A 26,049-nucleotide genomic window follows, 5' to 3' on the forward strand; every position below is an offset into this window, starting at 1 on the left:
GCCTGCGCGCTCGGCGGCGCGTCCGCCGGGGCGGGCGCCTCGCCGGCCGACCAGCCGACCGCGGCCGGTGCCGCGGCGGGCGCCGGCTCGGCGGCGTCCTGCCTGGTCAGTGCGACTGTGGCCGCGCCCGCCGTGGTGACCACCAGTGCCGCCGCGATGACGACCCGCCGTCGAATCCGCACGCCGCAACCTCCCCCTGTTGTCCGGCTGTGCCCGACCGGCGCACCGCCCCCGCCGGCCGGTCGACACCGGCCGCCGGCCGGAGCCGATCGACGAGCGGCAGTCTAGCGGGATCGGCGCCGCGCGTCGGTCCCCTGGCGACGGGTCAGCGCCCCGCCCCGGCGGCCGCTCCGCCGGACGATCGCCGACGGGTTCGCCGCCGGACCGGTGTCGCACCCGGTGAGCGCCCGTGCGGTGACCGGCTAGACCAGGGAGTCGCGCCACTGCCGGTGCAGGGCGGCGTACCGGCCGCCGGACCCGGCGAGCCGGGCCGGCGGGCCGTCCTCCACGATCCGGCCACCGTCGAGGACGAGCACCCGGTCGGCCGTCTCGACGGTGGAGAGCCGGTGCGCGATCACCAGCGCGGTGCGGTCCCGCAGCACGGTGGCCAGCGCCCGCTGCACCAGGCGCTCGGTCGGCACGTCCAGCGACGAGGTCGCCTCGTCCAGGATCAGCACCCGGGGGTCGGCCAGGAACGCCCGGGCGAACGCCACCAGCTGCCGCTGTCCGGCGGAGAGCCGGCCGCCACGCCGGTGCACCTCGGTGGCGTACCCGTCGGGGAGGGCGGCGATGAAGTCGTGCGCGCCGATCGCCCGGGCGGCCGCCTCCACCGCCGCGTCGTCGGCGTCCGGCCGGCCGAACCGGACGTTCTCCGCCACGGTGCCGCTGAACAGGTGGTTCTCCTGGGTCACCAGCACCACCGCCCGGCGCAGTTCGGCGTCGGCGAGGTCGCGCAGGTCCACCCCGTCCAGCTCGACCACGCCGGCGTCCGGGTCGTGGAAGCGGGCCAGCAGCTTCGCCACGGTCGACTTGCCCGCGCCGGTCGGACCGAGCAGCGCCACCGTCTGCCCGGCCGGTACGACCAGGTCCAGCGCGGCGAGGATCGGCGTCTGCGGCCGGTAGGAGAAGGTGACCGCCCGGAACGTCACCGCCCCCCGCCCCGGGCCGGCCGGCAGCGGCGCCGGGCAGGCCGGCTCGGGCACCCCCGGCCGCTCGTCGAGCACCCCGGCCAGCTTCTCCAGCGCTGCGGTCGCCGACTGGAGCGAGTTGTAGAACTGGCTGAGCTCCTGCATCGGCTCGAAGAATCGGCGCAGGTAGAGCAGGAAGGCGGCGAGCACACCCACCTCCATGCCGCCGCCGACCACCCGCCAGCCGCCGTACCCGAGCACCACCGCGACGGTGACGTTGCCGATCACCTTGATGCCGGGGGAGAACGTCGCGATCAGCCGGAACGCCCGGACGTTGGCCCGCCGGTGCTCGTCGTTGACGGCCGCGAAGATCTGCTGGTTGCGCGGCTCCCGCCGGTACGCCTGCACGGCGCGGATGCCCCGCAGCGACTCGACGAAGTGGACGATGACCAGCGCCACCGCCTCCCGGCTGCGCCGGTACGCGTCGGCCGAGGCGTGGGTGAACCAGCGGGACAGCCAGTACAGGAACGGGAACGCCAGCAGCGTCACCGCGGCCAGGGGCAGGTCGAGCCAGAGCAGGATGCCGGCGACCGAGAGCACCGACAGCGCGGCGAGCACCAGGCTGTCGATGCCGCCGTCGACCAGCTCGGCGATCGAGTCGAGGTCGCTGGTGAGCCGGGAGACCACCCGGCCGGAGGTGTAGCGCTCGTGGAAGCCGACCGACAGGGTCAGGAAGTGGCCGTACACCCGCCGGCGCAGCTCCAGCAGCACGGCCTGGCCGATCCGCGCGGAGCGGGTGAGGAAGCCGCGGCGGGCCGCGTACTCGGTGCCGGCGGCGACGGTGAAGGCGGCGGCCACGGCGGCCAGCGGCGCCGGGTCGCCGGCCCGCAGCGGCGCGATCCCCCGGTCGATGCCGAGCATGACCAGGTACGGCCCGGACATCGCGGCGGCGTTCTGGGCGAGCAGCAGGGCGACCGCCAGCGCGAGCCCGCGCCGGTGTGGGCGGAGCAGTTGGCGCAGCAGGTCCCGGCTCCGGCCGCGCAGCCGGGCCACCGCCTCCGGCGAGGTGTCCTCGGCGCGGCTGCGGTCGGCGTCCGGGTCGGTGGCCACCCCGCGCCACCGGGACAGGTCCTCCGGGCCGTCGCCCGGCCCGCCCCCGTCGGGCACGCGGGGGCGCGGCACGCGCGGGCTCACGAGCGCACCAGGCCGTGGTCGGACGGCTCGGCGGAGAGCAACTCCCGGTACGCGGGCACGGTGGCGAGCAGTTCGGAGTGCCGGCCGACGGCGGTGATCCGGCCCCCGTCCAGCAGCGCCACCCGGTCGGCGAGCGCGACCGTCGACGGCCGGTGCACCACCAGCAGCGCGGTGCTGTCCCGCAGCACCCGCTTCAGCGCCGCCTCGACCAGCGCCTCGGTGTGCACGTCGAGGGCGGAGAGCGGATCGTCGAGCACCAGCAGCGCGGGCCGGCCCAGCACCGCCCGGGCCAGCGCGAGGCGCTGCCGCTGCCCGCCGGAGAGGGAGAGCCCCTGTTCGCCGACCCGGGTGGCCAACCCCCACGGCAGGTCGTACGCGAAGTCGGCCTGGGCCAGCGCCAGCGCGGCCCGTACCTCGTCCTCGTCGGCGTCCGGCCGGCCCAGGGTGAGGTTCTCCCAGACCGACATGGAGAAGAGCGTCGGTTCCTCGAAGGCCACCCCGACCAGCCGGCGCAGCGAGGCCAGCCGCAGGTCCCGGATGTCGTGCCCGTCCAGGGTGATCCGCCCGCCGGTGACGTCGTGCAGCCGGGGCACCAGGGAGAGCAGGGTGCTCTTGCCGGCGCCGGTGGCGCCGACCAGGGCCAGCGTCTCGCCCGGCTCGACGGTCAGCGCGATCTCCCGCAGCACCGGTTCCGGGCTGGTCGGGTAGCGGAACGAGACGTCCTCGAAGCGCAGCCGCCCGCGGACCGCCTCCCGGGCCAGCGGGACGGCGTGCGGAGCGTCCACGATCGACGGTGGAGTGTCCAGGACCTCCTGGATCCGGTCGGCGGCGGTCGCCGCCTCCTGCCCGTTGGCGATGATCCAGCCGAGCGACTGCACCGGCCAGGTCAGCATGAGCTGGAGGCTGACGAAGGCGACCAGCTCGCCGATGGTGAGGGTGGCCCGGGCGACCAGCGCCGCCCCGCAGACCAGCACCGCGCCGAGGGTCAGGTTGGGCACCAGGTCGAACAGGGCCGAGGTGCGGGCCAGCAACCGGGCCTTGCCGATCCCGGTGTCGTGCAGCGCGCGGGCCCGCCCGGCGAACCGCTCGGCCAGCTCCGGGCCCCGCCCGTACGCCTTCATGGTGCGCAGCCCCTGCGCGGTCTCCTCGACCAGCGTGGCCACGTCGCCCTGCTGGTCCTGCATTCGCCGCGACGCCGCGTGGTAGTGCCGGGCGAACCGGCGGCTGATCAGGAACAGCGGGACCGCGCTCGCCGCCACCAGCAGCCCCAGCGGTGGGTGCAGCCGGATCAGCAGCACCACCACGGCGCCGTAGGTGACCAGGTTGAGCACCAGGAAGAACAGCCCGAAGGAGAGGAAGCGGCGGATCACCGAGAGGTCGGTGACGGCGCGGGAGAGGAGCTGGCCGGACTGCCACCGGTCGTGGAAGCTGGCCGGCAGGCGTTGCAGGTGGGCGTAGATGTCGGCGCGGATGGCCGCCTCCATGCCGACGGAGGAGGAGGACTGGGCCCACCGCCGGATGAAGATCAGCACGCCCTCGGCGAGCCCGAGCAGCAGGGCCAGCCCGCCGAGCCGGAGCAGGCCGCCGACGTCGTGCCGGGCGACCGGCCCGTCGACGACCCGCTGCACGACCAGTGGCACCGCCAGGCTCGCCGCGGTGGCCGCCAGCCCGAGGAGCAGCAGCCAGCAGAACTCCGCCGCGTACGGGCGCAGGTAGCGGCGCAGCCGCCAGAGGTTCTCCAGCGGGCGCGCGCTGGCGTGGCCCCGCGTGTCGGGGTCGTCGCGCTGCGCAGGCACTACCCGACGGTAGCGTCAAATAGGAGTCGTGCCGCTGTCAGTTTGCCGTCAACGGCCGTTCATGACCCAGTAGCCACCTCTTCACGTCCAGCCCCCACCGGTAGCCGCCGAGCGTGCCGTCGGTGCGCAGCACCCGGTGGCAGGGGACGAAGAGGGCCGCGCCGTTGCGGGCGCAGGCGGCCGCCGCCGCCCGGACTGCGGCGGGCCGCCCGGCCAGCGCGGCGAACCCGGTGTACGTCACCGGCTCGCCGGGCTTGACGTCGCGCAGCACCCGCCAGGCGTGGCCCATGAACGCGCCGCCGGTGTGCTGGGTGACCGGCACCGCGTCGATCGCGGTGAGGTCGCCGTCGAGGTAGGCGGTGACCGCGGCGGTGACCGGGCCGAGGTCGGCGCGGTGCCGGATCTCCCCGCGCAGGCTCGGGTGCACCAGCGGGAGCAATGTGGCCGGGTCCGGGGTGAAACCGGCGGCGCGGACCGCGCCGTCCGGGCCGGCCAGGACGCTCAGCGGGCCGGCGGGGGTGTCGATGACGGTGCTGTCGATGGTCATGCCGCTCTCCAGAGTCGGATCACCGCGTACGACCGCCAGGGGCGCCAGCGGTCGGCGTACGCGTCGAGGGTCTTGGGGTCGTCGGGCAGGCCGAGGGCGGTGGCACCCCGGCGTACGGCGAGGTCGGTGGGGAGCAGGACGTCGGGGTCGCCGAGGGCGCGCATGGCCACATAGCCGGCCGTCCACGCCCCGATCCCGGGCAGCGCCCGCAACCGCCGCACGGTCTCCTCCCGATCCCCACCGGGCTCCAGGTCCAGCTCCCCGGCGGCCACCGCCCGCGCCACCGCCCGAACCGTCTCCCGCCGCGCCCCCGGCATCGGAAACGCCGAATCCGGCAACCCCACCACCTCCCCCGCACTGGGAAACCCCCGCAACCCCTGCCCCTCTCCTCGTTGATCATGAGGTTGGCGGCACTCTTGGAGATCCACATCGCCGTCAACCTCATGATCAACGGGGGTGGTGGACTGGAGAAGGCGGGTGAGGGTGGTGCGGGCGGAACGGACCGAGACCTGCTGGCCGATGATCGCGCGGAGGGCCATCTCGAAGCCGTCGACGGCGCGGGGGAGGCGGACGCCAGGCTCCGCGGCGACCGCTCCGGCCAGTGCGGGGTCGGCCGCCAGGGTCTGGTCGACGGCCTGGGGGTCGGCGTCCAGGTCGAGCAGGCGGCGGCAGCGCGCCACCGCCGGCGCCAGGTCGCGCATGTCGGCCAGCCGCAGCGTCGCCGAGACGTGGCCGTCCGCCGGGGTCAGCGCCGCCTCACCGGCGCCGTGCGGCAGCCGCAACCCCCGGCGGTACGTCCCGTCGTGCACCTCCTCCACGCCGGGCAGCGCCCGGTGGGCGAGGAAGTCCAGCAGCGCGGCGGCGTGCAGCGGCGGCCGGTACGCCAGCCGCAGCGTGATCGTCCCCGCCCCGCCGGTCGCCGGGGGCCGTCGGGTGGCACGCAGTCCGCTCGGGGCGATCCCGTACACCTCGCGGACCGTGTCGTTGAACTGTCGGACGCTGCCGAAGCCGGCCGCGAACGCGATCTCGGCCATGCCCAGCCCGGTCGTCTCGATCAGCGTCCGGGCGGTCTGCGCGCGTTGCGCCCGCGCCAGCGCCAGCGGGCCGGCACCCAGTTCGGCCCGGAGCATCCGGTGCAGGTGCCGCTCGGTGTAGCCCAGCCGGGTGGCCAGCCCCGGGACGCCGTCCCGGTCGACCACCCCGTCGGCGATCAGCCGGACCGCCCGCCCCACCACGTCGGCGCGGACGTCCCAGTGCGGCGAGCCCGGCGCGGCGTCCGGCCGGCAGCGCCGGCAGGCCCGCAACCCGGCGCCCTGCGCGGCGGCGGCGGACGGGAAGAACCGGACGTTCTGCCGCTTCGGCGTCATCGCCGGGCAGGACGGCCGGCAGTAGATCCCGGTCGACGTGACGCCGGTGTAGAACCAGCCGTCGAACCGCTGGTCCCGGCTGTCCACTGCGCGGTAGCACCGCTCGAAGTCCAACTCCACGCCACCGATGATGCCCGCAGCTCAGGGCCGGTGGCTCGCGGGAATCGGACCTGGCCGTGTCGGGCTTTTCCGCCGGCCCGTCGACGGCGGCCGGTGACCGCCGGTCGACCTCGGCCGGTCCGCGCCCGCCCGGCCTGCCCGTTCCGGTCGTCACCGGCGCGGACGTCGCAGGTCAGCCCGCTTGTCCGTTGCGCCGCAACGGATCCGGCCGGAGAAAGTGTCGGTAGTGGTCGGTAGCGTCCCGCCACCAACTCCAGAAGGGTGCGGGCTATGGCGAGCGTGGCCGGGCGTGGATCCCCCCGGTCGGGGCGGGCGCGACTCGACCGGGCGGTGGAGCAGGGCCTCTACGACCGGATGCGGGTGGTGGCCTCGTCGGCTTTCGGCGCGATCGAGCGGGACCGCGCCGACGACCCGGCCCGGCCGTTCGCCGAGACCGCCTGCGGGCGGCTGGTCGCGTCCCTGGACGCAGCCGGCCTGCGGGCACTCGGCATGTGGGCGCACCACTGGTGCATGCGCCACTACGACGACGACACCCGGGTCGGCCTGCGGCTGGTACGCGAGGTCGCCGGGCGGGCCGGGCTCGGCTGGACGGTCGACGAGGTGCGCTGGATGCTCGCCGAGTCGGAGCTGGCCGGGTCCGGCGCCGCGCAGCGGTTCACCCTGCCGCTCGCCGCCGCGGCCGAGCTGCCCTCCGGCACGCTGCCCGAGCTCGGGCAGCCCGGCGCGGGCTGGCGCCTCGCCGGCTGAGCCGCGCCGGGCGCGACGAGGCTGGCCGACCGAACCGCGTCGGGTGCGACCAGCCTGGCCGGCTGAGCCGCGTCGGGCGCGACCAGGCTTGCCGGCTGAGCCGCCCCGGGTGAGGCCAGGCTGGCCGGGGCGGGACGCGGCGGGAGTTGGCCGACCACCATCGCCGTCACCGCGAGCAAGAAGCCGGCGAGCTGCACCGGGGTCAACGCCTGGTCCACCACGAGCCAGCCGAGCGCGGCGGCGGTCAGCGGGCTCAGCGCGCCCAGCACGGAGACCTGGGTCAGCGGGAGCCGGCCCGCGCCCCGGAACCAGAGCGCGTACGCCAGCGCGGTGCCGACCAGCCCGAGCCAGGCGTACCCGAGCAGGGCCGGGGCGTCCGGTGCCGGCGGCGCACCCTCCGCGACGAGCGCGACCGGCGTGACCAGCAGGCCGCCGGCGGTGAGCTGCCAGCCGGTGGCGGCGAGGGTGCCGACTCCGGGCGGGCGACCCCAGCGGCGGGTGAGCACCAGGCCGGTGGCCATCGCGGCGGTCGCGGTGAGGCCGGCGGCCACGCCGAGCGGGTCGACCCCGGCGTCGGGGCGGAGCACGACCAGGCCCACGCCGAGCGGTGCGGCGAGCGCGGCCAGCAGTGCGGCGCGGTGCGGGCGCTGGCCGAGTGCCAGCACGGAAAGGCCGGCCACCAGCAGTGGCTGGGCGGCGCCCAGCACGGCGGCGGTGCCGCCGGGCAGGCGGTACGCCGCGAGGAAGAGCAGCGGGAAGAACGCGCCGATGTTCAGGGCGCCGAGCAGCGTGGCGCGCCACCACCAGGCGCCGTGCGGCCGTCGCCGGGTGAGGGCGAGCAGGAGCAGGCCGGCGGGGAGGGCTCGGAGGGCCCCGGACCAGAGCGGCCGGTCGGGCGGCAGCAGCTCGGAGGTGACCAGGTAGGTGGTGCCCCAGGTGGCGGGGGCGAGGGCGGTCGTGACGACGTCGGTGCCGCGGCTGCTCATCGGATGCCCTTTCGCTCGATGCTAAGTAGCTTAGCGCTAAGCTAATTGCCGGCGAGGGAAAGGGGAAGGGCGACGTGGGGCACAATCCGGGAGTGACCGAGCGGGACGACGTGGACGTGATCGTCGAGCAGTGGCGGCGGGAGCGGGCCGGGATGCGCCCCGAGCCGATGGCCGTCTTCGGCCGCATCTACCGGCTGGCCCGGATCGTCGGCGACGCCCAGGAGCAGGTGTACGCGAACTGGGGCCTCGGCCGCGGCGAGTTCGACGTGCTGGCCGCGCTGCGGCGCAGCGGCGAGCCGTACGCGCTCGCACCGAAGGCGCTGACCGCCGCCCTGATGCTCACCTCCGGCGGGATGACCGGGCGACTGGACCGGCTGGAGCGGCAGGGGCTGGTCCGGCGTACCCCCGATCCCGCCGACCGGCGTGGGTTGCGGGTGACCCTGACCGAGGCGGGCCGCCGGGTGGTCGAGGAGGCCGCCGAGGCGGGTCTGGAGGTGCAACGCCGTACCCTCGACGCCCTGTCCCCGGCGGACCAGGCGCGCCTTGGTGACCTCCTGCGCGAGCTGCTCGCCGCCGCCGGCTCCGAGCCCTGAGCGGGGCGGCGCCCGGCGCGGCGATGACGCAGGATGGGGACGCCACCGTCACCGAGGGAAGGACGTCCCGTGCCCGCCAGCGAACCCACCATCGTCGCCACCAGCATGGGTTTCTCCCGCCGCGGCCGCGGCCCCTGGGACGCGGACGTCGGCCCGGTGTTCGAGCTGGCGGCCGAGCTGGCGCAGGCCGGTGACGCGCCGCGGATCTGCTACCTCAACCAGGCGGTCGGGGACCAGCCCACCTCGTTCACCGTGTTCTACGGCGCGTTCGCGGGCACCCGGTTCCGCCCGTCGCACCTGACGCTCTTCCCGATGCCGAACGTCGAGGACGTCCGCGCGCACCTGCTCGCCCAGGACATCATCTGGGTCGGCGGGGGCAGCGTGGCCAACCTCTGCGCGGTGTGGCGGGTGCACGGCCTGCCGGAGATCCTGCGCGAGTGCTGGGAGGCCGGCGTGGTGCTCGGCGGGGTCTCCGCCGGCTCGATCTGCTGGCACGTCGGCGGCACCACCGACAGCTTCGGCCCGAAGCTGCGGGTCTTCACCGACGGCCTGGGCTGGCTGCCGTACGGCAACGGGGTGCACTACGACAGCGAGGCGGAGCGCCGCCCGCTGCTGCACCGGCTGGTGGGGGACGGGACCCTGCCGGTGAGCCACTGCACCGACGACGGGGTGGGGCTGGTCTACCGGGGCACCCGGCTGGCCGAGGCGGTCTCCGACACCGACGGCGTCTACGCGTACGAGGTCCGGCCGGACGGCGCCGGGGGCGTCACGGAGACCCGCATCCAGCCTCGGCTGCTGCCCCCGGTCAAGGCCTGAACGGCCCCCCGGCTCCTATTCTGCGGTACCCGGCGGGCCTGCCTGCCCGGTGCCGGTGGCCGGGCGCGTAAGCTGGCCGGTCGTGAGTCTTACCATCGGCATCGTCGGCCTGCCCAACGTCGGCAAGAGCACCCTGTTCAACGCGCTGACCAAGAACGACGTGCTCGCGGCGAACTACCCGTTCGCCACCATCGAGCCCAACGTCGGGGTCGTCGGGCTGCCGGACGAGCGGCTGGGCAAGCTCGCCGAGATCTTCTCCTCGCAGAAGGTGCTGCCCGCGCCGGTGTCGTTCGTCGACATCGCCGGGCTGGTCCGGGGCGCCTCCAAGGGGCAGGGCCGGGGCAACGCGTTCCTGGCGAACATCCGCGACGCCTCGGCGATCTGCCAGGTCGTGCGCGCCTTCTCCGACCCGAACGTGGTGCACGTCGACGGCAAGGTCTCCCCGGCCGACGACATCGAGACGATCAACACCGAGCTGATTCTCGCCGACCTCCAGACCCTGGAGAAGGCGCTGCCGCGGCTGGAGAAGGAGGCCAAGCTCCGCAAGGACCGGGCCGCCGCGGTCGAGGCAGCGAAGCGGGCGGTCGACGTGCTCGACGGCGGCACCACGCTGTACGCCGGGGCCGCCGCCGCGAAGGTCGAGCTGGAGCACCTGCGCGAGCTGCACCTGCTCACCACCAAGCCCTTCCTCTACGTCTTCAACGTCGACGAGGCCGAGCTGGCCAACGCCGAGTTCCTCGACGAGCTGCGGGCGCTGGTCGCCCCCGCCGAGGCGGTCTTCATGGACGCCAAGATCGAGTCGGAGCTGGTGGACCTTCCCGAGGAGGAGGCCCGTGAGCTGCTGGAGTCGATCGGGCAGAACGAGCCCGGCCTCAACCAGCTCGTCCGGGTCGGCTTCCGCACGCTCGGGCTCCAGACGTACCTGACGGCAGGCCCCAAGGAGGCGCGCGCCTGGACCGTGCCGGTCGGCGCGACCGCGCCGGAGGCCGCGGGCGTCATCCACAGCGACTTCCAGCGCGGCTTCATCAAGGCCGAGGTGGTCTCCTACAACGACCTGGTCGCGGCCGGATCGATGGCGGCGGCGAAGGCCGCCGGCAAGGTCCGGATCGAGGGCAAGGAGTACGTCATGCAGGACGGCGACGTGGTGGAGTTTCGCTTCAACGTCTGAAACCGGCCTCTTCTCGCAGGTCAGGCGGTTGGGCTGTTGCCCTGGGGCACAACCCCATGCGTCATCGACGGCGCGGCGGGTGCGTTCCTCCGAGTCCGGCATCAGGTGGCCGTAGGTCGACAGGACCAGCGTCGCGTTCTCGTGCCCCAGCCGCTCGGCGACCACGATGACCGACTCGCCCCACATCAGCAGGACCGAGGCGTAGTGGTGCCGCAGGTCATGGCTGGTGGTGCTCGTCGGCAGTCCGGCCCGCTCGACGGCCGCCGAGAAGATCAGCGAGCCGTAGTAGTCGTGCCGGTACGGGCGCTAGACCTGGCGGATGGGCGCTCCGCCTGAGGTGGCAGGCTGCGGTGGTGTTTGCGGAGCCGGTGGGCGACTATTCCTGGCTGTTCGACCTGGTTGCGGCTGATCACGTTGTGCGCCGACAGGCGCTTGCCCGCCATCAGGCATTACTAGCAGCGGCCCGGGGTGCGTTACGACGGTGGAATGCCCTGTGGGCCGTGGCCGACCCGGCGACGCGGACCCAGCCTCAGCTCGTCGCCGCGCTGGACCAGGTTCACGCGGAGCGGCGCTGGCACGAGGAACAGACACTTCGCGCCCCTGTTGATGCCTTCCTACGCTCTGCACCCGACGATGGCGTTGCACAAGCGCTGTGGGCACCGTTCGCGGTGCTCTACCTGCGATGGGAGGCGGACTATCCCGACGAGTGGAGAGCGCCCGGCTCGTGGGGGTGGTCCCCGTGGACAACCAAGGCGGTACTGCTCCGCCGGCTGGATCGCCGCGGTCTTCCGGAAGAGATCCGGCCTCAGATCGCTGAGCTGGTCCTCTCAGCACTGGAACGACCGTATCGGTGCAAGGACTGGATGTACGCCTGCCTGGTCCGCCACCTCGACGAGCCGTTGTTCCTCAACAGGGTCGAGATGCTGGTTTCCGCCGACGACCCGTTGGTCCGGCTCCGGGCGCAATTCGTCCTAGACGCGGCCGAGCACTGCGAGCAACGGGTTACCCGCACCAGTTGGCGGCGTTGGCTCAGTGCAGACACGTGACTCCCCGCCCTCGGCTTCGCCATGAGCCAGCCCCGCCGGCAGCGCGAAGGCAGACAGCAGGAGGCCCCGGGCCGCCTGAACAACAGGTAGCACCGAGGCTTGCGGAAGGAGACCGTTCGGCACCTGTCCTCGCCGGACGGGCAGACAGCAGGATGCCCCGTCATCCCACCACCTGCCCACAGGGAATCCAGACCGGCCCGGCCTTGCAGAGCACAGGCGGCGGTATGACTCGAAGACGCCGACGCAGGCTCGCTTCACATGACGCAGCGCTATGGGAGCTTGGCGCCGATAACTGCGCAGAGGTCGGCCAGCCGGTTCGAGTATCCCCATTCGTTGTCGTACCAGCCGAACACCTTTACCAGATTTCCGCTTACCAGAGTGAGCGGCGCATCGAACGTGCACGAGGCCTCGGATCCGACGATGTCGGTGGACACAACGGGGCCTTCGGAATAGTTCAATACCGTGCTCAACGGCCCGGACTCCGCCGCGGCCCTGAACGCCTCGTTCACGTCCGCGACAGTTACATCGTGTGAGACGAGTGCGGTCAGGTCGGTGATCGAACCGTCCGGAACCGGAACCCGAAGCGAGGTTCCGTCAAGGCGGCCGGCCATCGCCGTCATGACAAGACTCGTGGCACGCGCGGCTCCGGTCGACGTGGGGACGATGTTGACGGCAGCGGCGCGAGCCCGACGTAGATCCTTATGAGGCCCATCCACAAGGGACTGCTCGCTGGTATAGGCATGAACGGTCGTCATGAGCCCACGATCGACCCCGAACGCATCATCGAGCACCTTGACCATCGGCACGAAGCAGTTCGTGGTACACGAAGCGTTAGAGACAACGCGATGCGCCTGCGGGTCGAAGTCGCTGTCGTTGACGCCCACCACGAATGTGGCGTCGGCACCTTTGGACGGCGCAGAGACAACGACGACCTTCGCCCCAGCGTCGAGGTGAGCGGCAGCCTTCTCACGGTCAGTGAAGAAGCGCGTGGACTCGATCACCACGTCGACGCCGAGGTCGGCCCAGGGCAGCTTGCCAGGCTCACGTTCACTCAGGATCCTGAGTTCGCGATCTCCGACCCGAAGTCCATCAGCGGTAATGGACACCGACTGGTCCAAGCGGCCAGCGACAGAGTCGAACGCCAGCAGGTGCGCCATCTCCTCGCGCGACCCGAGGTCATTGGCGGCAACGACGTCGATATCTGCATCACTACGAAGCACGGCCCGAAAGAACATACGGCCGATTCGGCCGAAACCATTGATCGCGACACGCACTGGCACACTGCCTCCAAGGTTGACCAAAGGGCTGAATCGCACACCAGAACGGGACGCTACCAGACGTCTCGCGCAAACGGAGTCCCGTGAACACGTCGCCCGGGCATCGCCAATTGACAGCCTCCGGTTGGCTCGTCTGCCACGGCCTGGGAGGTCGAGCACTACGACCAGACGGCGATACAGCAGCAAAGCACAGCAACCGCCCGTACCGCGTCGGCCGGCAGGATTCCCGAGGAAGTGCCGCCATTCGGCAAAAGCTCTCCTCGTTCTGCCTCATGGAGACTAGGGAATTAGTGTCAGGGATGAATCCGGGAACCCCGACCTCAAGGAGCTTTCGGAGTTGAAGCATCCTTGAGTCCTTTAATGGTGATTGACCACTGCTCAGCGCGACATTCAATATTGCTTCTTCGGCCTTCGACCGCAGCAGGCGATGAACCCTGCCAGGCCAGCTCTTTAGTGCTGTCGAGCACGAGCCCAAGCAGACGGCGTGACCGGGGACCGCAGGCCGAGCCACTGCTCGGCGTCCCAGGCATGGAACCGCTCTACCTCGGTGAACCCCAGCTTTGCCGCGAGGTGCATCGAGCCGACGTTGGCGGTTTGGGTGGTGAGCACCACCGGCTCGCCGGGAAGTACGCCGTCGAACCAGTCGAGTGCCGCCGCGCACGCCTCGGCGGCGTACCCGAATCCCCACGCCCGCGGCAGGAACAGGTAGCCGAGATCGGCCTTCCCCGCGGCAGCCGGGCGACGGTGCCCCGTTGCTCTCCTGAGCAGGATCTGGCCGATCATCGCCCCGTCGAGATCAACGACGAAACTCCCGGGCCATCGCTCGGGCACCCCGGGCATCTCGCGCTCAAGCTCGTCACGCAGCCGGGGGCCGCCGAGGTAGGTGTGCACCTCTGGCGACGCCAGCAATTCGATGAACGTCGAACGGTCCCGGGCCTCGGACTCACGGAGGACGAGCCTCTCGGTCCGGATCGGCTCAGGCGGCCAGGCGACGGGTCCGAGCTCAATCATGTCGGCCAGCCAATCAGCAGACTCGGCAGCGATCAAGACTCGCGGACCGATCCACCCACCGGCCCGGGCCCCAGCGCCGCTGGCCTGGAGTTGGCAAAGGTCGCGAAGGAGTCCGCCGACCTGGACATGAGCAGCCATGGCAAGGCGGACATGACCCAGGCCGAGGCCCGGATCGCCGACGCTCAGCAGAAGCTGATGACGGCTTGCCGGGAGCTGCTGGGTGAGCCGCCCTGGTCGTGACCCCCGGCGGCACGCCGACTCGATGCGGAGGAGCAAGCCGCCGAACACCAACATTGCACCGACGACCAGATCGGTGGGGCGCGACCGGTGTGAGCTTCGCGGACAAGGGGGCGAGTCAGCTTCTCCGTACCGTGGTCCCGGCTCGAATCGCCCGCGGGATCTCGGCGACATCGTCGACACGATCCAGCAGCACGGCAAGTTCCTCGACGGACGCGGGTGAGCTCAGCTCGACCTGGTAGGTGATGCCGCTCGATACCCACGTCTGCGTGTCGAAACCTCCCTCAGCCGATACACGTACCCCGTCGATGCGGATGCCGAGTTCGCCTGCCTCCCGGTATATGTCGTTCAGGACGCATCCAGCCGCAGCGAGGTGCAACAGGTGGGCCCCGGTGAAGTCCGCCTCGACCGTGACGCCCTCAGGGGTCCACCGGTGTGGGAACCGGATCGCACCATCATCGTCCGATCTGAACGAGCCGGCGCCGACCACGACTGCAAATTGCCCCACCGGTTGCCCCTGTCCGCTTGCCTCACCAGACCGGCTCATTGTTGTCCGTCACCAGCATCCCCACCAGATACCGACGCCGGGCGCGCCTAATACCAGAAAGCTTTGATCACGGCATGGCCCGCTAACGCTGCCCGCCCGTAGAAGGTGCGCAGGTCGGTGTGGTAGCCGAGGAAGGTGTCCTGGTCCTCGTCCTCCCACCCGTTCCCCGCGATCTGCCAGCGTTCGTCGAACGAAACGGTCCGGAGGAAGTCGGCTGCACCCCGCACCTCGGCCGGGTTGAGGATGACGAACGGCGGTTGGTCCTTTGTCGGGCTGTGTACGTGACGACCACCGAAGATCGGCAGACTGCTGGCGGCACTCGTAGCGTCGCCCTGGTCCACGCCCTTGGTGTAAAGCTCCTCGACGCGGCCGAAATCCTTGCAGATGGAATCGGCGATGCCAGCCGCGTACTCCTCCTGGTGCGCCTCCCAGGCACCCCACATGAAGTCACGCAGCGACGAGAAGTCCTCTGGGACCTCGTGGGAGGTCGTGGCGCGCAGGTGCATGTGGAAGCTCATCGGTTGCTACTCCTTGCCTTGGCCACGGGGACGGGCGAGCGGAGCGACTGCGCGGTCCGCTGCCCCTCGCGGGGGATCTGGTTCGCGGGCTCTGAATCTAGTGATGGTCTTGGTGACGGATTGCGCGGCGACCAGCCAAGGCAGACGAGACGCTGTGCGAGCAGGCGTCAGACGCTGTTACCGCTGTAGGTACGCCAGGGCCGCGAATGAATCGGAGAACGTCGGTGCGGTTGCGGCTCGCCTCGACGGGGACGCCGTGGGTGTCGGTACGCGTTATCGTCCTCGGATGCCCGAGCTGATCGCCCCCACCGTCCGCCTGCATGCCGCCTGGCTCGAGGCGCACGCGGAGTGGGGTCCCGGGCCGCACGAGGATGGTTTCGGGCTGGGCCCGTCCGACGAGGTGGACTCGCCGGCCGGTTTCGCGGCCTGGGTGGCGCGGCTGGCAGACCAGTCGGACCCGGCGAAGCCGAACGATGCCGGCAAGCACCGTTGCACGTACCGATGGATCGTCGAGAACGATCGGGTACTCGGTGGGATCGCGCTGCGGCACGGTAGCAGCGACTACGTGCGGTGGGCCGGCCACATCGGTTACGGCATCCGGCCGTCCGAGCGCCGACGCGGGCTGGCCACCTGGGCGTTGGGCCTGATGCTCGACGAGGCGCGGAGGCTCGGCCTGGATCGGGTGCTGATCGTCTGCGCGGTCGGCAATGCCGCCTCGGTGAAGACGATCGAGCGGTGCGGCGGCGTCTTCGAGGGCATCGGGGACACCAGATGCGGCCCCGTCCGGCGTTACTGGATCGAGATTGCCTGACGGGCGTCAGGCGGGCTTCTCCCAGACCGAGACGTGCTGCCGGCTGTCGTGGTGGAACGGCTGCCGGGACCACCCGTCCCACCGGTCGCGCAGGCGCAGCCCGGCCAGCTGAGCCATCAGGTCGAGCTCCGACGGCCACACGTACCGGAAGGGGATCGACCGGTACGACCCGCGGCCGTCGGCGACCCGGACGTAGTTCGAGGTGGTGTTCTGGGTGGCCACGTCGTAGACGTCGTACGCCCAGCCGGTCGGGCTGACCTGGTAGGGCAGCACGGTTTGGCCGTACGGGAGTCGGCGCAGCTCGGGGACCAGCACCTCGATCACGAACCGGCCACCGGGCGCCAGGTGGTCGGCGACGTTGCGGAAGCAGGCCACCTGGGCTTCCTGGCTGGTCAGGTTCATGATCGTGTTGTAGACCAGGTACGCCAGCGAGTACGTCCCGTCGACCCTCGTGGTGGCGAAGTCGCCGATCGTCACGCCGACCGTGTCGCCGCCCGGCTTGGCCCGGAGTCGATCGACCATCGCCCGCGACAGTTCGATGCCGTGCACCGGTACGCCTCGGGCGGCGAGCGGCAGCGCGATGCGCCCGGTGCCAATGCCCAGTTCGAGGGCGCGACCCTCGCCGGCCAGTTCCGCCAGCACGTCGACCGCCACCGCCACGACGTCGGGGTCGAACATCTCCGACGTCGAATCGTCGTAGGTGGCCGCCACGTCCGCGCCGAAGTATCCGTCCGTGTCCCGCATCGCCGGACCGTACCGTGGCATTCCCCGCCGGCACCCCCGATCTACCGCTCGGTGCCCCACCTCGCGCGCCGGTATCTCAGGCGACGCGGTGCGGTGGTGTGGAATACCGTACCGGCGTGGTGACCCTGAGGCTCGAGCCGATGACCGACCAGCAGTACCTCCGGTACCGGGAGCGGGCCGAGGCGGAGTACGCACGGAACATCGCCGACTCGGGCGCGATGCCGCTGCCGGAGGCCGAGGCCAAGGCGCGCAAGGACTACGAGCGGCTGCTCCCCGATGGCCTGGCCACGCCGGGTCAGGAACTGTGGACGGCGTACGACGGCGACGACGAGGTCGGCATGCTCTGGCTCCAGATCGAGCAGAAGTCCGAGGGCCCGCACGCTTTCGGCTACGACTTCGAGGTGCGCGAGGAACTGCGCCGCAAGGGCTACGGCCGGGCGATCGCGCAGGCCGCCGTGGAGCTGTGCCGGGAGCGGGGCGTGCGTTCCATCGGGCTGAACGTCTTCGGCTTCAACCACGGGGCCCGCGCCCTCTACGAGGAGCTGGGCTTCGAGGTCACCACCATCCAGATGACCAAGCGGCTGTAGCCGGGGTTCGGGTGCAGTTCTTGTCGCCGGGGCGGCAACAGATGCACCCGCAAGCCCGCGCGGTGGCTACTGGCCGAAGGTGCGGCGCAGGTTGCCGTTGATCAGTTGGTTGAGGCGCTTGCGCAGGTGGCCGAGGAGCGAGGCGTCGGGCATCGGCTCCGCGACGAAGAGAGTCCAGCGCAGGTCGGTGCCGTAGGTGCCGTCGGAGGGCAGGTCGAACCGGACGAGCGCGTCCGGCCGCTTCGGCCAGAGGGACGACCAGACGACGAGGTGCGGCTGCTCCGCGCGGACCGTCCGCGGGTGTTGCTCGTCGTCCAGGAGCAGCAGCCAGGGGCGGGCCGGATCGCGGTTCGGCTGGGTGAGCGCCTCGAAGAGCACGTGCGGTGGCGCGGGCTGGTTCCGCTTCCGGCTGCCGGCTTCGATCACGCCTCAGGCTAGCGCCGGCCTCGGGAGATCTGAGGTTCGGCGTTTGTGGAGAGTTGTCGTCGCCCGGACAGCAACAACTCTCCACGATCGACATGCTCACCGCTGCGGGCGGGTCAGCTCCACCTCGTCGCCGGGCAGGACCTCGACGTCGCCCTTCGCGTCGCGGACCTCCAGCACCGGTACGCCCTCATCGAGCTGCATCTCCCGGCGCTCCCTGCCGCTCGGCATCCGGGCGACGACCGACGCGCCCGGCCCCAGTTCCACCTGCCGCCGCTGCGGCGTCTGCCGGACATGGCTGCCGTGTCCGCGCACCGTGTTCACGAGCCCCTCAGAGCGCAGGAGCGAGATCGACATTCGGACCGCCTCCCGTCCGACGCCGTGCTCCTGGGTCATTCGCGCCTCGCTGGGGAGGGCTGAGCCCGGTGGGAGCTCTCCTGACTCGATCTGCTGCCGAAGAATGTCGGCGAGCTGCACATAGACCGGGGTGTGCGAGCGCGGATCGATGGTCATGGCGTGCAGCCTTGTTTCCCCGTGACCCCTGACTGGTTGTGCCCCTGAGCCCCTGCACGTATAGTTGCAGTCACGGTCGGTGCGCGGGCGGAAACGCTGATCTGCGTCGGCCGGCCCGAGCTGCCCTGCTGCCGTACCGCTGATCGGAGCTGCGGTGGCAGGGCGGGGTGGTCGGCCCGCACGCGGCGGGCGGGCGTGGCCACCCCTTCCAATCCGTACGCAGAGAGGTGGAGCGTGGCGTGCGTGCCTTCTTCCGTCGGTCGGGCGGCAACCAGCGACCAGCCCGGACTGGCCCGGCCGGAGCCAACTACCGCTCCTCGGCGTACCTCCCGTTGTTGCCCTGGCAGGTGCGGGAGCGCCGGTTCCGGCAGGCCCGGCGCGGCTTGGACCCGGCGGAGGTGCAGGCGTTCCTCGACCGGGTGGCCGGCGACCTCGACGTCGCCTACCGGGCGCTGCGCGAGAGCCGGACGGAGACGGCGCGGATCAAGGACGCGTTGCGGCGCTGGCAGTCCGAGCAGGCGGCCCGGCGGTGAGGGCGGACCGGGAGCGGTACGTCGTCCACCTGCCGGTCCTCGCCACCGACCTCGCCGGCGCGACCCGGCTCGCCCGGGTGGTGGCCCGCTGGGCGAGCCTCCTGGCCGCCACCGACGCCGGGGAGACCACCGTGTCGGCCGAGGACGAGCAAAGCGTACGCCATCGGGTCTTCTGCGACCTTCGGATGCCCGGCGGCCGGCGCTGCCTGCTCCGGGCCGACCACGACGGCCCGTGTGCCCGCCGGTGACCCGGGGGCGTCGCTCAGCCGGCGGCGGGCCGGCGGGCGAGCAGGTACCCGCGTCGGGTCTCCGCCTCCGTCGGGTAGGGGGCCCGTTCCAGCTTCGCCTCCACCGGCAGGCCCGCCGCCCGCAACGCCGCCTCGACGACGTCGATGGAGTGGAAGTGGAAGTCCACGTCGACCGGGTGCCCCCACCACTCGGTCAGGGTGCGCACCTCCGCGCCCAGGTGGAACGCGACCAGCAGCGGGCCACCTGGCCGCAGCACCCGGCGCATCTCGGCGAACGCCGCCGGCAACTCGTCGCCCCGCAGGTGGATGACCGAGTAGAGCGCCACCGCCGCCCCGAACTCGCCGTCCGCCGCCGGCAGCGCCAGCAGGTCGCCCTCCCGGAACTTCAGCCCTGGGTACGCCCGCCGCCCCGCCGCCACCATCGCGGGGGAGAGGTCGATTCCGACCACCTGTGCCCCTCGGTCGGACAACCAGGCGGCGACGTGTCCCGGCCCGCACCCCAGGTCGACGACGGGCGCACCCGGCGCGACCTGCTCGAACAGCGCGGCGAGCAGCGCCCGGTCCAGCGGCTTGTGGTCCAGCTCGTCGCCGATCCGGTCCCGGTACTCGCCGGCGACCGTGTCGTAGCTGCGTCTGACCCGGTCGCGTTCTCCCGCCGCGGACATGGCGCCCAGCCTGCCACCGCCGGGCCGGCCGCGGGTGCCGGGGCCGGCGGACGGCTCAGGAGATGTGGTGGAGGATCACGTTGTGCACGTGGTGGCTCTTCTGCGCGCCCCGGAACTCCACCTCGTAGGTGTGTGTCCCGACGTGAATGGCGATCGCGCCGGTGGAGAAGAACGACCCGCCCGACGACTTGTTGCTGACCACACTCACGCTGGTGATTCTCGCGTACGGGATGCTGGTGATGGCGTGCCGCTTGCCGACGAAGGACCGGTCCTGAATGATCACCCGGCGGTCGGTGAGGCCGATGAAGCCGGTGCCGGTGCCCACGGCGTCGTAGACGGCGATGATCTGCTCGCCGTCGAGCAGTCCGGTCTGGATCTGCTGGAACTGCTCCTTGCGGTCGTACGTCGCATTGGCCATGCGCCTCACGGTAGGAAGCGCCCGCCAGTCCGGACGGTGCCCCAGCGGTCGCTCGGGTGGACTAGTCTCCCGTTGCCCGTCGAAAAGTGGGCAACGGGGGAGGAACGCGGCGTGACCAGGGACCGGGCCGATTCGCAGCCGACCGAGCGGGCGCGGCGGGACGTACCGCCGCCTCCGCCGGGTGTGATGGAGGTCGCCTCGGACGGGTGGGAGCCGTGGGCGGGGTCCGGGTCGCCGCGCGGCCGGATGAGCCGGCTCGCGGTCGCCACGTTCCTGCTCGGCCTGCTCGGTGGCGTGCTGGCGCCCCTCGTCGGTGTCGTCGCGCTGGTCCGGATCCGGCGGACCGGGGGGCGCGGCCGGGGCCTCGTCGTAGCCGGCCTGGTCCTCTTCGGAGTGTGGGTGCTCGCCGCGGTGCTGGTCCTGACCGTCGTGGCGCCCCGGCCCGACCCGGAGGGGGGTCTCCGGGGGCTGCGGGTGGGTGAATGCTTCCGCACCCCCTCGGCCCCTCCGGGTACGCAGACCGCGCCGGAGCGGGTCACCGAGGTGCCCTGCGCCGGGCCGCACGACGGGGAGCTGGTGGACGACTTCCCGGCCTACGAGCGCTACCCGGACGAGCGGTACCCGGGCAGCGCCGCGCTCTCCCGGCGGGCGGAGACGCGGTGCGCCCAGCGGCAGCGCGGGTACGTCCTCGACCCGCTGGCCCTCCCCACCGACGTCCGGCTGCGTTGGTACGTCCCGAGCCGGATCGGGTGGCGGACGGATCCCCGGATCACCTGCTACCTGACCGGTGGGGCCACCCCGCTGACCCGACCGCTGCGGGCGGACGCCACGGTCCTCCGCCCCGAGCAGCTCGCCTACCTGACCGCCGTGCGGGACTACACCGAGGCGCGGGCGGACCTCGTCGGCCAGGCTCAGACGGCCACGCCGGAGGCGCTGCGGGACGCGTTGAAGCGGACGGAGGAGGCGCACACCCGGATGTGGTTCCGGTTGCGCGGCGAGACCTGGCCGGCGTCGGCGCGGCCGGCGATCGACGGGCTGCTCGCGGAGATGGAGCAGGCCGAGCCGTCCTGGCGGGACGCCGACCGGGCGACCGACCGGGCCGCCCTGCTGAAGTTGGTGGCACAGATCGAACGGCACCCGGAGGCACGGACCGAGCTGGCCGTACGCCAGGCCCTCGGCCTGCCCACCGCGCAGGGTGAACCGGTCCGGTGACACGGCGGAGCCCCGCCACCCGGGGCGGGCGGCGGGGCTCGGTGGTGCTGCGGGTCAGCGGCTGGTGCGCGGGTCGTTGTCCCGGCTGCGGCTGCCGGCCTTGGCCAGGCCGCGGCTGATCAGGTAACCGATGGTCAGCAGGGTGATGAACCACCAAGCCTTGTCGGCCGCGAAGTAGTCGCCGCCGTTGTTGGCCGCGCCGTCACCGACGGCGTTCGAGGCGATCAGCACGCCGATGACGGAGAGCAGGTAGACGGCCAGCTCGGTGGTCTTCCACGAGGGCTTGGTCTCGTCGCCGTGGTGGTGCACCGGCCGGACGTCGTGGCCCACGTGGTCGTGGCCCACGTGGTCGACGTGGTCGGTCACGTGGCTGGTGGCGTTGCTGGTCGACGCGGTCATCTTCAGCTCCAAAAAGATACGACTTCGTGTGGTTAGTTCGTGTGCGGGTTGTTTTTCCCTTCCGCGTCGTAACTACTACCCTGGCGCTGATCGCGAAAAACCAAGATTCTCAGAAAACTGGCAGGAAAGCGCACCCCGCGTGGCGGGCTGACCACTCAGTCGGTGCGGGCGAGGATGATCAGGGGAGCGCGCCGCGCGTCGCGCGGTCCTAGGCTGGGGCGACGGAGGCGGTCCACCGAGTGCAACGGGGGTGACGATGGGCCCGCACACGCTCGATGCGACCCCGGCGGGACAAGCCCGGACCGGCTGTGGCCGGGCTCAGACCCCGGTGACCGCGCGGTACGCGTCCTCGATGCGGGCGGCCAGCAGGACCTCGCCCTCGGTGAGTGGCTCACCGTCGTCGTGGCCGAGCCGGATCTGGGTCTCCGAGTCCCGGCGGCTGATCTCCGGGCGGAGCCGCAGCGCGTCGGCGACCACCGCCACCCGCTCGGTCAGTGCCGCGTGCTGGGTGTCGTCAATGACCATGGTGCGACGGATCTGCTCACCCTCCCGGGTCCAGCCCGTGAGAAGAGTGAGCGCATCGCTGAGGTAGTCGTGCTTCGCCCGACTGTTGAACAGCGCGCGCATCACCGCACCTCCCAGGCGCCGTTGCCGGCTTGTGGCCAAATCGTCGCCGTCCCGTGTCCTCGTGGTGTTACCCAGTCTGTCGGCCGAGGGGCGATGTGTCCACGCCCACACTTCCCGGTCTTCCTGACCTAGCGGCCGGGTCAGGTACCCAAACCGACGATTGATCTGGCACGCTGGACGCCCGTGCGGACCGAACGGGTAAGCGGTAACGGGCAGGCCGAACGGCGGGAGCCGAAGGTCGTTGTCGGCGCGGCGATCATCAGCGACGGGCGCGTGCTGGCCTGCGCGCGCGCCGCCCCGCCCGAGGTGGCCGGGATGTTCGAGTTCCCCGGCGGCAAGGTCGAGCCGGGGGAGAGCGAGACCGCCGCGTTGGCCCGCGAGTGCGTCGAGGAACTCGCCGTACGCGTCGAGATCGGCGACCGGGTCGGCCGGGACGTCCGGATGGCGCACGGCCGCTCGGTGCTCAGGGTGTACGCGGCCCGGCTGCTGCACGGCGACCAGCCGCGGGCGCTGGAACACTCCGCGATGCGCTGGCTCGCCGCCGCCGAACTCGACACGGTGACCTGGCTCCCCGCCGACGCTCCCATCGTGGCCGCCCTCCGCCCCCTGCTCCAGACGCCCGTCCGCTGACCCTCGCCGCCACGCCCCGCCGACGCGGTGCGCGGCAATCTCATGAGCAACGAGTGGGACCCGGCCGGGGAAGCGGATGCGGGGGTGGAAAGGGGACGGGGGCCGGCGGCTTGCGCCGCGGCCCCCGTCAACATCGTCGTACCGCTCAGTGCTTCTCGTCCTGGCTCGGGTGAGCGAAGTTGAGGTGCTCCGGCGGCAGCGGGAAGGTGACGTCGTCGCCGAACGGGGACGGGGCCGCCGCCCGGTCGAAGGTGAGCTCCGTGAGCGGGAGCTTGCCGCGGTCGTCGACCGCCGGGGCGGTCGGGTGCGGCACCTCGCGGTGCCAGTTCACGCCCTGCTGCGCCTGGGTCTCCGCGCGCGGGTCGTGCGAACCACCGGCGTGCGAGTGAACCCCAGCCTGACGAGCGCCGCTGTGCACCACGGACTCCTTCCCCGCGCTGCCCGCGGTGCTCTGGGGCGTGTCACCCCGACGGAAGATCTTGCTACCAAGCCACACGAGGGGATCGTACCTGCGGTCGACGACCCGCTCCTTCATGGGGATGATCCCATTGTCAGTGATCTTGATGTGCTCGGGACAGACCTCCGTGCAGCACTTGGTGATGTTGCAGAAGCCGAGCCCCTGCTCCTGCTGCGCGTACTCCTTGCGGTCGGTCTTCGCGTCCAGCGGGTGCATGTCGAGCTCGGCGGCCCGGATGAAGAAGCGTGGCCCGGAGAAGGCCTGCTTGTTCTCCTCGTGATCGCGGATCACGTGGCAGACGTTCTGGCACAGGAAGCACTCGATGCACTTGCGGAACTCCTGCGAGCGCTCCACGTCGACCTGCTGCATCCGGTACTCGCCCGGTGCCACCCCCGGCGGGGGCGCGAACGCCGGCGTCTCCCGGGCCTTCTCGTAGTTGAACGAGACGTCGGTGACCAGGTCCCGGATCACCGGGAAGGTACGCAGCGGGGTGACCGTGACGGTCTCGGCCTCCTCGAAGGTCGACATCCGGGTCATGCAGCTCAGCCGCGGCTTGCCGTTGATCTCCATCGAGCAGGAGCCGCACTTGCCGGCCTTGCAGTTCCATCGGCAGGCCAGGTCCGGCGCGTCGGTGGCCTGGAGCCGGTGGATGACGTCGAGGACCACCTCGCCCTCGTTCACCTCGACGGTGTAGTCCTGCAGGTCGCCGCCGGTCTCGTCGCCCCGCCAGATGCGAAACTCACGCTTGGTTCCCATTACTTGCCCGCCTCCTCAGCGAGGGCGTCGAACTCCGCGAGCTCCTCGTCGGTCAGGTACTTGGCCAGCTCGGTGCGGTCGAAGAGCCCGATCAGCTCCGCCCGCATCCGCGGCAGCGGCTTGTGCTCCAGGCGTACGGTGTCGCCGTCCAGCGCGCAGACCAGGTTCACCCGGCGCCACTTCGGGTCCATCGCCGGGAAGTCCTCCCGGGTGTGCCCGCCGCGCGACTCCTGCCGCTCCAGCGCCGCCTTCGCGGTGCACTCCGAGACCACCAGCATGTTGCGCAGGTCCAGGGCCAGGTGCCAGCCCGGGTTGTAGCGTCGCCCGCCGGCCGCGCTCACCTTCGCCACCCGCTCGCGCAGCTCCGCCAGCCGGCTCAGGGCGCTCACAAGCTCGCCCTCCCGGCGGATGATTCCTACCAGATCTCCCATCACCGCCTGGAGGTCCTGCTGGAGGGTGTACGGGCTCTCGCCGGTGTCGCGCTGCAACGGCGCCAGCGCCATCTCCACCGCGGTCTCCACCGCGCCGACCGGCACCTTCGGGCGCGAGGTCAACTGATCGGCGTACGTCGCCGCGTGGCCGCCGGCCCGCTTGCCGAAGACCAGCAGGTCCGACAGGGAGTTGCCGCCGAGCCGGTTGGAGCCGTGCATGCCGCCGGAGACCTCACCGGCGGCGAAGAGCCCGCGCACGGTGCCGTACGCGGCGCCCGAGTCCGGGTCCACCTCCACGCCACCCATCACGTAGTGGCAGGTCGGCCCGACCTCCATCGGCTCGGCGGTGATGTCGACGTCGGCCAGCTCCTTGAACTGGTGGTACATCGACGGCAGCCGGCGGCGGATCTCCTCGGCCGAACGCCGGGAGGCGATGTCCAGGTAGACGCCGCCCGCGGGCGTACCCCGGCCGGCCTTGACCTCGCTGTTGATCGCGCGGGCGACCTCGTCGCGGGGGAGCAGCTCCGGCGGGCGCCGGTTGTTGTCCGGGTCGGTGTACCAGCGGTCCGCCTCCTCCTCGGTCTCCGCGTACTGCTTGCGGAAGACGTCGGGGACGTAGTCGAACATGAACCGCTTGCCCTCGGAGTTCTTCAGCACGCCGCCGTCACCGCGGACCGACTCGGTGACCAGGATGCCCTTCACCGAGGGCGGCCAGACCATGCCGGTCGGGTGGAACTGGAGGAACTCCATGTTGATCAGCGTCGCCCCGGCGCGCAGCGCGAGGGCGTGACCGTCACCCGTGTACTCCCAGGAGTTCGAGGTGACCTTGTAGGACCGGCCGACCCCGCCGGTGGCCAGCACCACCGCCGGCGCCTCGAAGAGGACGAACTCCCCGGACTCCCGGTAGTAGCCGAACGCGCCGGCGACCCGGTCCCCGTCGAGCAGCAGCTCGGTGACGGTGGTCTCGGCGAAGACCTTGATCCGGGCCTCGTAGTCGCCGTGGTCGCGCTTGTCCTCCTGCTGCAGGGAGACGATCTTCTGCTGGAGGGTGCGGATCAGCTCCAGGCCGGTCCGGTCGCCCACGTGCGCCAGCCGCGGGTACTCGTGGCCGCCGAAGTTGCGCTGGGAGATCTTGCCGTCCTTGGTGCGGTCGAAGAGCGCCCCGTACGTCTCCAGCTCCCAGATCCGGTGCGGCGACTCCTTCGCGTGCAGCTCGGCCATCCGGAAGTTGTTGAGGAACTTGCCGCCGCGCATGGTGTCCCGGAAGTGCACCTGCCAGCTGTCCCGGCTGTTCGCGTTCCCCATGGCGGCCGCCGCGCCGCCCTCGGCCATCACGGTGTGTGCCTTGCCGAAGAGCGACTTGGAGATGATCGCGGTCTTCTTGCCGGCGAGCCGGGCCTCGATCGCCGCGCGCAGGCCGGCGCCGCCGGCCCCGATCACGACGACGTCGTAGTGGTGTCGTTCGATGCGAGTGGTAGTCGTCATGTCCGGGCGCCCT

28 protein-coding genes and 5 pseudogenes are annotated in these 26,049 nt (G+C 71.8%); 12 read left to right on the top strand and 21 right to left on the bottom strand.

The window, feature by feature from the left end; genetic code table 11:
• The 6 genes and pseudogenes from V6U81_RS23160 to V6U81_RS23180 form a co-directional block, all read right to left on the bottom strand.
• Positions 1–182, bottom strand: a pseudogene (locus tag V6U81_RS23160) (hypothetical protein); the annotation flags it as partial.
• Positions 183–422: 240 nt separating this feature from the next.
• Positions 423–2,309: an ABC transporter ATP-binding protein gene (locus V6U81_RS23165; RefSeq protein ID WP_420884066.1), complete on the bottom strand. Its 1,887-nt coding sequence runs from the start codon at positions 2,307–2,309 to the stop codon at positions 423–425.
• Between the two features lie 8 nt (positions 2,310–2,317).
• Positions 2,318–4,117: an ABC transporter ATP-binding protein gene (locus V6U81_RS23170; RefSeq protein ID WP_334492059.1), complete on the bottom strand. Its 1,800-nt coding sequence runs from the start codon at positions 4,115–4,117 to the stop codon at positions 2,318–2,320.
• A gap of 37 nt (positions 4,118–4,154) precedes the next feature.
• Positions 4,155–4,664 carry a methylated-DNA--[protein]-cysteine S-methyltransferase gene (locus V6U81_RS23175; protein ID WP_334492061.1) on the bottom strand — a complete coding sequence of 170 codons (510 nt, stop codon included), beginning with the start codon at positions 4,662–4,664 and terminating at the stop codon, positions 4,155–4,157.
• Positions 4,661–5,041: pseudogene (locus V6U81_RS29230) on the bottom strand (DNA-3-methyladenine glycosylase family protein); the annotation flags it as partial. The gene V6U81_RS23175 and the pseudogene V6U81_RS29230, both read right to left, overlap by 4 nt.
• Before the next feature lie 89 nt (positions 5,042–5,130).
• Positions 5,131–6,151, bottom strand: a pseudogene (locus V6U81_RS23180) (bifunctional transcriptional activator/DNA repair enzyme AdaA); the annotation flags it as partial.
• Positions 6,152–6,421: 270 nt separating this feature from the next.
• On the opposite strand from V6U81_RS23180, the gene V6U81_RS23185 reads away from it, so the two are divergent.
• Positions 6,422–6,898 carry a hypothetical protein gene (locus tag V6U81_RS23185; RefSeq protein WP_334492064.1) on the top strand — a complete coding sequence of 159 codons (477 nt, stop codon included), beginning with the start codon at positions 6,422–6,424 and terminating at the stop codon, positions 6,896–6,898.
• Between the two features lie 167 nt (positions 6,899–7,065).
• Here V6U81_RS23185 and V6U81_RS23190 read toward each other — a convergent pair.
• Positions 7,066–7,884, bottom strand: a pseudogene (locus V6U81_RS23190) (EamA family transporter); the annotation flags it as partial.
• A gap of 92 nt (positions 7,885–7,976) precedes the next feature.
• Between V6U81_RS23190 and V6U81_RS23195 the strand changes: the two are divergent.
• The 3 genes from V6U81_RS23195 (at position 7,977) to ychF (ending at position 10,461) form a co-directional block, all read left to right on the top strand.
• The gene (locus tag V6U81_RS23195) at positions 7,977–8,477 is read left to right on the top strand and encodes a MarR family winged helix-turn-helix transcriptional regulator (RefSeq protein ID WP_334492065.1); all 501 of its coding nucleotides are present in this window, start codon (positions 7,977–7,979) and stop codon (positions 8,475–8,477) included.
• 69 nt (positions 8,478–8,546) lie between these two features.
• The gene (locus V6U81_RS23200) at positions 8,547–9,293 is read left to right on the top strand and encodes a Type 1 glutamine amidotransferase-like domain-containing protein (protein ID WP_334492066.1); all 747 of its coding nucleotides are present in this window, start codon (positions 8,547–8,549) and stop codon (positions 9,291–9,293) included.
• Positions 9,294–9,375: 82 nt separating this feature from the next.
• Positions 9,376–10,461, top strand: a complete 1,086-nt coding sequence (ychF, locus tag V6U81_RS23205) for a redox-regulated ATPase YchF (protein WP_334492068.1) — start codon at positions 9,376–9,378, stop codon at positions 10,459–10,461.
• 162 nt (positions 10,462–10,623) lie between these two features.
• Here the strand turns inward: ychF and V6U81_RS23210 are convergent.
• Positions 10,624–10,737, bottom strand: a pseudogene (locus V6U81_RS23210) (tyrosine-type recombinase/integrase); the annotation flags it as partial.
• A 74-nt stretch (positions 10,738–10,811) separates the two neighbouring features.
• Here V6U81_RS23210 and V6U81_RS23215 point away from each other — a divergent pair.
• Positions 10,812–11,507, top strand: coding sequence for a hypothetical protein (locus V6U81_RS23215; protein ID WP_334492069.1), 696 nt, complete (start codon positions 10,812–10,814; stop codon positions 11,505–11,507).
• A 269-nt stretch (positions 11,508–11,776) separates the two neighbouring features.
• Here V6U81_RS23215 and gap read toward each other — a convergent pair whose 3' ends face one another.
• Complete coding sequence (gene gap / locus V6U81_RS23220) at positions 11,777–12,787, bottom strand: type I glyceraldehyde-3-phosphate dehydrogenase (protein WP_334492073.1); 1,011 nt, start codon at positions 12,785–12,787, stop codon at positions 11,777–11,779.
• A 447-nt stretch (positions 12,788–13,234) separates the two neighbouring features.
• A complete protein-coding gene (locus tag V6U81_RS23225; protein WP_334492075.1) occupies positions 13,235–13,795 on the bottom strand; it encodes a GNAT family N-acetyltransferase in 561 nt (186 codons plus the stop codon).
• A gap of 90 nt (positions 13,796–13,885) precedes the next feature.
• Between V6U81_RS23225 and V6U81_RS23230 the strand changes: the two genes are divergently transcribed.
• A complete protein-coding gene (locus tag V6U81_RS23230; RefSeq protein WP_334492077.1) occupies positions 13,886–14,035 on the top strand; it encodes a hypothetical protein in 150 nt (49 codons plus the stop codon).
• Between the two features lie 115 nt (positions 14,036–14,150).
• Here the strand turns inward: V6U81_RS23230 and V6U81_RS23235 are convergent, their stop codons facing one another.
• Both V6U81_RS23235 and V6U81_RS23240 read right to left on the bottom strand, forming a co-directional pair.
• Positions 14,151–14,522 carry an OsmC family protein gene (locus V6U81_RS23235; protein ID WP_334492079.1) on the bottom strand — a complete coding sequence of 124 codons (372 nt, stop codon included), beginning with the start codon at positions 14,520–14,522 and terminating at the stop codon, positions 14,151–14,153.
• 104 nt (positions 14,523–14,626) lie between these two features.
• On the bottom strand, positions 14,627–15,097 hold the full coding sequence (locus tag V6U81_RS23240; RefSeq protein WP_334492081.1) for a DUF1877 family protein: 471 nt from the start codon (positions 15,095–15,097) through the stop codon (positions 14,627–14,629).
• Between the two features lie 286 nt (positions 15,098–15,383).
• Between V6U81_RS23240 and V6U81_RS23245 the strand changes: the two genes are divergently transcribed.
• Complete coding sequence (locus tag V6U81_RS23245; RefSeq protein WP_334492083.1) at positions 15,384–15,908, top strand: GNAT family N-acetyltransferase; 525 nt, start codon at positions 15,384–15,386, stop codon at positions 15,906–15,908.
• A gap of 6 nt (positions 15,909–15,914) precedes the next feature.
• Here the strand turns inward: V6U81_RS23245 and V6U81_RS23250 are convergent, their stop codons facing one another.
• On the bottom strand, positions 15,915–16,652 hold the full coding sequence (locus V6U81_RS23250; RefSeq protein ID WP_334492085.1) for a class I SAM-dependent DNA methyltransferase: 738 nt from the start codon (positions 16,650–16,652) through the stop codon (positions 15,915–15,917).
• Between the two features lie 116 nt (positions 16,653–16,768).
• Here V6U81_RS23250 and V6U81_RS23255 point away from each other — a divergent pair, with 116 nt between their 5' ends.
• Positions 16,769–17,239 (top strand): GNAT family N-acetyltransferase, encoded by a 471-nt coding sequence (locus tag V6U81_RS23255; protein WP_334492087.1) that lies wholly within the window; start codon positions 16,769–16,771, stop codon positions 17,237–17,239.
• A 66-nt stretch (positions 17,240–17,305) separates the two neighbouring features.
• Here the strand turns inward: V6U81_RS23255 and V6U81_RS23260 are convergent, their stop codons facing one another.
• Together V6U81_RS23260 and V6U81_RS23265 are read right to left on the bottom strand one after the other, a co-directional pair.
• Complete coding sequence (locus tag V6U81_RS23260) at positions 17,306–17,665, bottom strand: hypothetical protein (protein WP_334492089.1); 360 nt, start codon at positions 17,663–17,665, stop codon at positions 17,306–17,308.
• A gap of 96 nt (positions 17,666–17,761) precedes the next feature.
• Complete coding sequence (locus V6U81_RS23265) at positions 17,762–18,175, bottom strand: GntR family transcriptional regulator (RefSeq protein WP_334492091.1); 414 nt, start codon at positions 18,173–18,175, stop codon at positions 17,762–17,764.
• 239 nt (positions 18,176–18,414) lie between these two features.
• On the opposite strand from V6U81_RS23265, the gene V6U81_RS23270 reads away from it, so the two are divergent.
• Positions 18,415–18,708, top strand: a complete 294-nt coding sequence (locus V6U81_RS23270; RefSeq protein WP_334492093.1) for a DivIVA domain-containing protein — start codon at positions 18,415–18,417, stop codon at positions 18,706–18,708.
• Positions 18,705–18,956 (top strand): hypothetical protein, encoded by a 252-nt coding sequence (locus V6U81_RS23275; RefSeq protein WP_334492095.1) that lies wholly within the window; start codon positions 18,705–18,707, stop codon positions 18,954–18,956. The genes V6U81_RS23270 and V6U81_RS23275 overlap by 4 nt, the downstream gene beginning before the upstream one ends.
• Before the next feature lie 14 nt (positions 18,957–18,970).
• Here V6U81_RS23275 and V6U81_RS23280 read toward each other — a convergent pair whose 3' ends face one another.
• Positions 18,971–19,621 carry a class I SAM-dependent methyltransferase gene (locus tag V6U81_RS23280; RefSeq protein WP_334492097.1) on the bottom strand — a complete coding sequence of 217 codons (651 nt, stop codon included), beginning with the start codon at positions 19,619–19,621 and terminating at the stop codon, positions 18,971–18,973.
• A gap of 55 nt (positions 19,622–19,676) precedes the next feature.
• Positions 19,677–20,039, bottom strand: coding sequence for a PH domain-containing protein (locus V6U81_RS23285; protein ID WP_334492099.1), 363 nt, complete (start codon positions 20,037–20,039; stop codon positions 19,677–19,679).
• A gap of 111 nt (positions 20,040–20,150) precedes the next feature.
• Here V6U81_RS23285 and V6U81_RS23290 point away from each other — a divergent pair, with 111 nt between their 5' ends.
• On the top strand, positions 20,151–21,251 hold the full coding sequence (locus V6U81_RS23290) for a septum formation family protein (protein ID WP_334492101.1): 1,101 nt from the start codon (positions 20,151–20,153) through the stop codon (positions 21,249–21,251).
• A 54-nt stretch (positions 21,252–21,305) separates the two neighbouring features.
• On the opposite strand, the gene V6U81_RS23295 is transcribed toward V6U81_RS23290, so the two are convergent.
• The gene (locus tag V6U81_RS23295; protein ID WP_334492103.1) at positions 21,306–21,650 is read right to left on the bottom strand and encodes a hypothetical protein; all 345 of its coding nucleotides are present in this window, start codon (positions 21,648–21,650) and stop codon (positions 21,306–21,308) included.
• 318 nt (positions 21,651–21,968) lie between these two features.
• Positions 21,969–22,277 (bottom strand): 4a-hydroxytetrahydrobiopterin dehydratase, encoded by a 309-nt coding sequence (locus V6U81_RS23300; protein WP_334492105.1) that lies wholly within the window; start codon positions 22,275–22,277, stop codon positions 21,969–21,971.
• A gap of 183 nt (positions 22,278–22,460) precedes the next feature.
• Between V6U81_RS23300 and V6U81_RS23305 the strand changes: the two genes are divergently transcribed.
• A complete protein-coding gene (locus V6U81_RS23305; protein ID WP_334492107.1) occupies positions 22,461–22,907 on the top strand; it encodes a (deoxy)nucleoside triphosphate pyrophosphohydrolase in 447 nt (148 codons plus the stop codon).
• Between the two features lie 145 nt (positions 22,908–23,052).
• On the opposite strand, the gene V6U81_RS23310 is transcribed toward V6U81_RS23305, so the two are convergent.
• Together V6U81_RS23310 and V6U81_RS23315 are read right to left on the bottom strand one after the other, a co-directional pair.
• The gene (locus tag V6U81_RS23310; protein WP_334492110.1) at positions 23,053–24,120 is read right to left on the bottom strand and encodes a succinate dehydrogenase/fumarate reductase iron-sulfur subunit; all 1,068 of its coding nucleotides are present in this window, start codon (positions 24,118–24,120) and stop codon (positions 23,053–23,055) included.
• Positions 24,120–26,036, bottom strand: a complete 1,917-nt coding sequence (locus V6U81_RS23315; RefSeq protein ID WP_334492112.1) for a fumarate reductase/succinate dehydrogenase flavoprotein subunit — start codon at positions 26,034–26,036, stop codon at positions 24,120–24,122. The genes V6U81_RS23310 and V6U81_RS23315 overlap by 1 nt, the downstream gene beginning before the upstream one ends.
• Positions 26,037–26,049 lie beyond the last annotated feature (13 nt).

The sequence above is a fragment of the Micromonospora lacuserhaii genome, assembly GCF_036902735.1.
Lineage (GTDB): Bacteria > Actinomycetota > Actinomycetes > Mycobacteriales > Micromonosporaceae > Micromonospora.

Excerpts from the sequence above, each read along its gene's own strand:
- V6U81_RS23250 (WP_334492085.1), bottom strand. The coding sequence starts at position 16,652 with ATGCGGGACACGGACGGATACTTCGGCGCGGACGTGGCGGCCACCTAC.
- V6U81_RS23225 (WP_334492075.1), bottom strand. The coding sequence starts at position 13,795 with ATGATTGAGCTCGGACCCGTCGCCTGGCCGCCTGAGCCGATCCGGACC.
- V6U81_RS23240 (WP_334492081.1), bottom strand. The coding sequence starts at position 15,097 with ATGAGCTTCCACATGCACCTGCGCGCCACGACCTCCCACGAGGTCCCA.
- V6U81_RS23265 (WP_334492091.1), bottom strand. The coding sequence starts at position 18,175 with ATGACCATCGATCCGCGCTCGCACACCCCGGTCTATGTGCAGCTCGCC.
- V6U81_RS23300 (WP_334492105.1), bottom strand. The coding sequence starts at position 22,277 with ATGCGCGCGCTGTTCAACAGTCGGGCGAAGCACGACTACCTCAGCGAT.
- V6U81_RS23295 (WP_334492103.1), bottom strand. The coding sequence starts at position 21,650 with ATGACCGCGTCGACCAGCAACGCCACCAGCCACGTGACCGACCACGTC.
- V6U81_RS23285 (WP_334492099.1), bottom strand. The coding sequence starts at position 20,039 with ATGGCCAATGCGACGTACGACCGCAAGGAGCAGTTCCAGCAGATCCAG.
- V6U81_RS23315 (WP_334492112.1), bottom strand. The coding sequence starts at position 26,036 with ATGACGACTACCACTCGCATCGAACGACACCACTACGACGTCGTCGTG.
- V6U81_RS23280 (WP_334492097.1), bottom strand. The coding sequence starts at position 19,621 with ATGTCCGCGGCGGGAGAACGCGACCGGGTCAGACGCAGCTACGACACG.
- V6U81_RS23245 (WP_334492083.1), top strand. The coding sequence starts at position 15,384 with ATGCCCGAGCTGATCGCCCCCACCGTCCGCCTGCATGCCGCCTGGCTC.
- V6U81_RS23310 (WP_334492110.1), bottom strand. The coding sequence starts at position 24,120 with ATGGGAACCAAGCGTGAGTTTCGCATCTGGCGGGGCGACGAGACCGGC.
- V6U81_RS23185 (WP_334492064.1), top strand. The coding sequence starts at position 6,422 with ATGGCGAGCGTGGCCGGGCGTGGATCCCCCCGGTCGGGGCGGGCGCGA.
- V6U81_RS23175 (WP_334492061.1), bottom strand. The coding sequence starts at position 4,664 with ATGACCATCGACAGCACCGTCATCGACACCCCCGCCGGCCCGCTGAGC.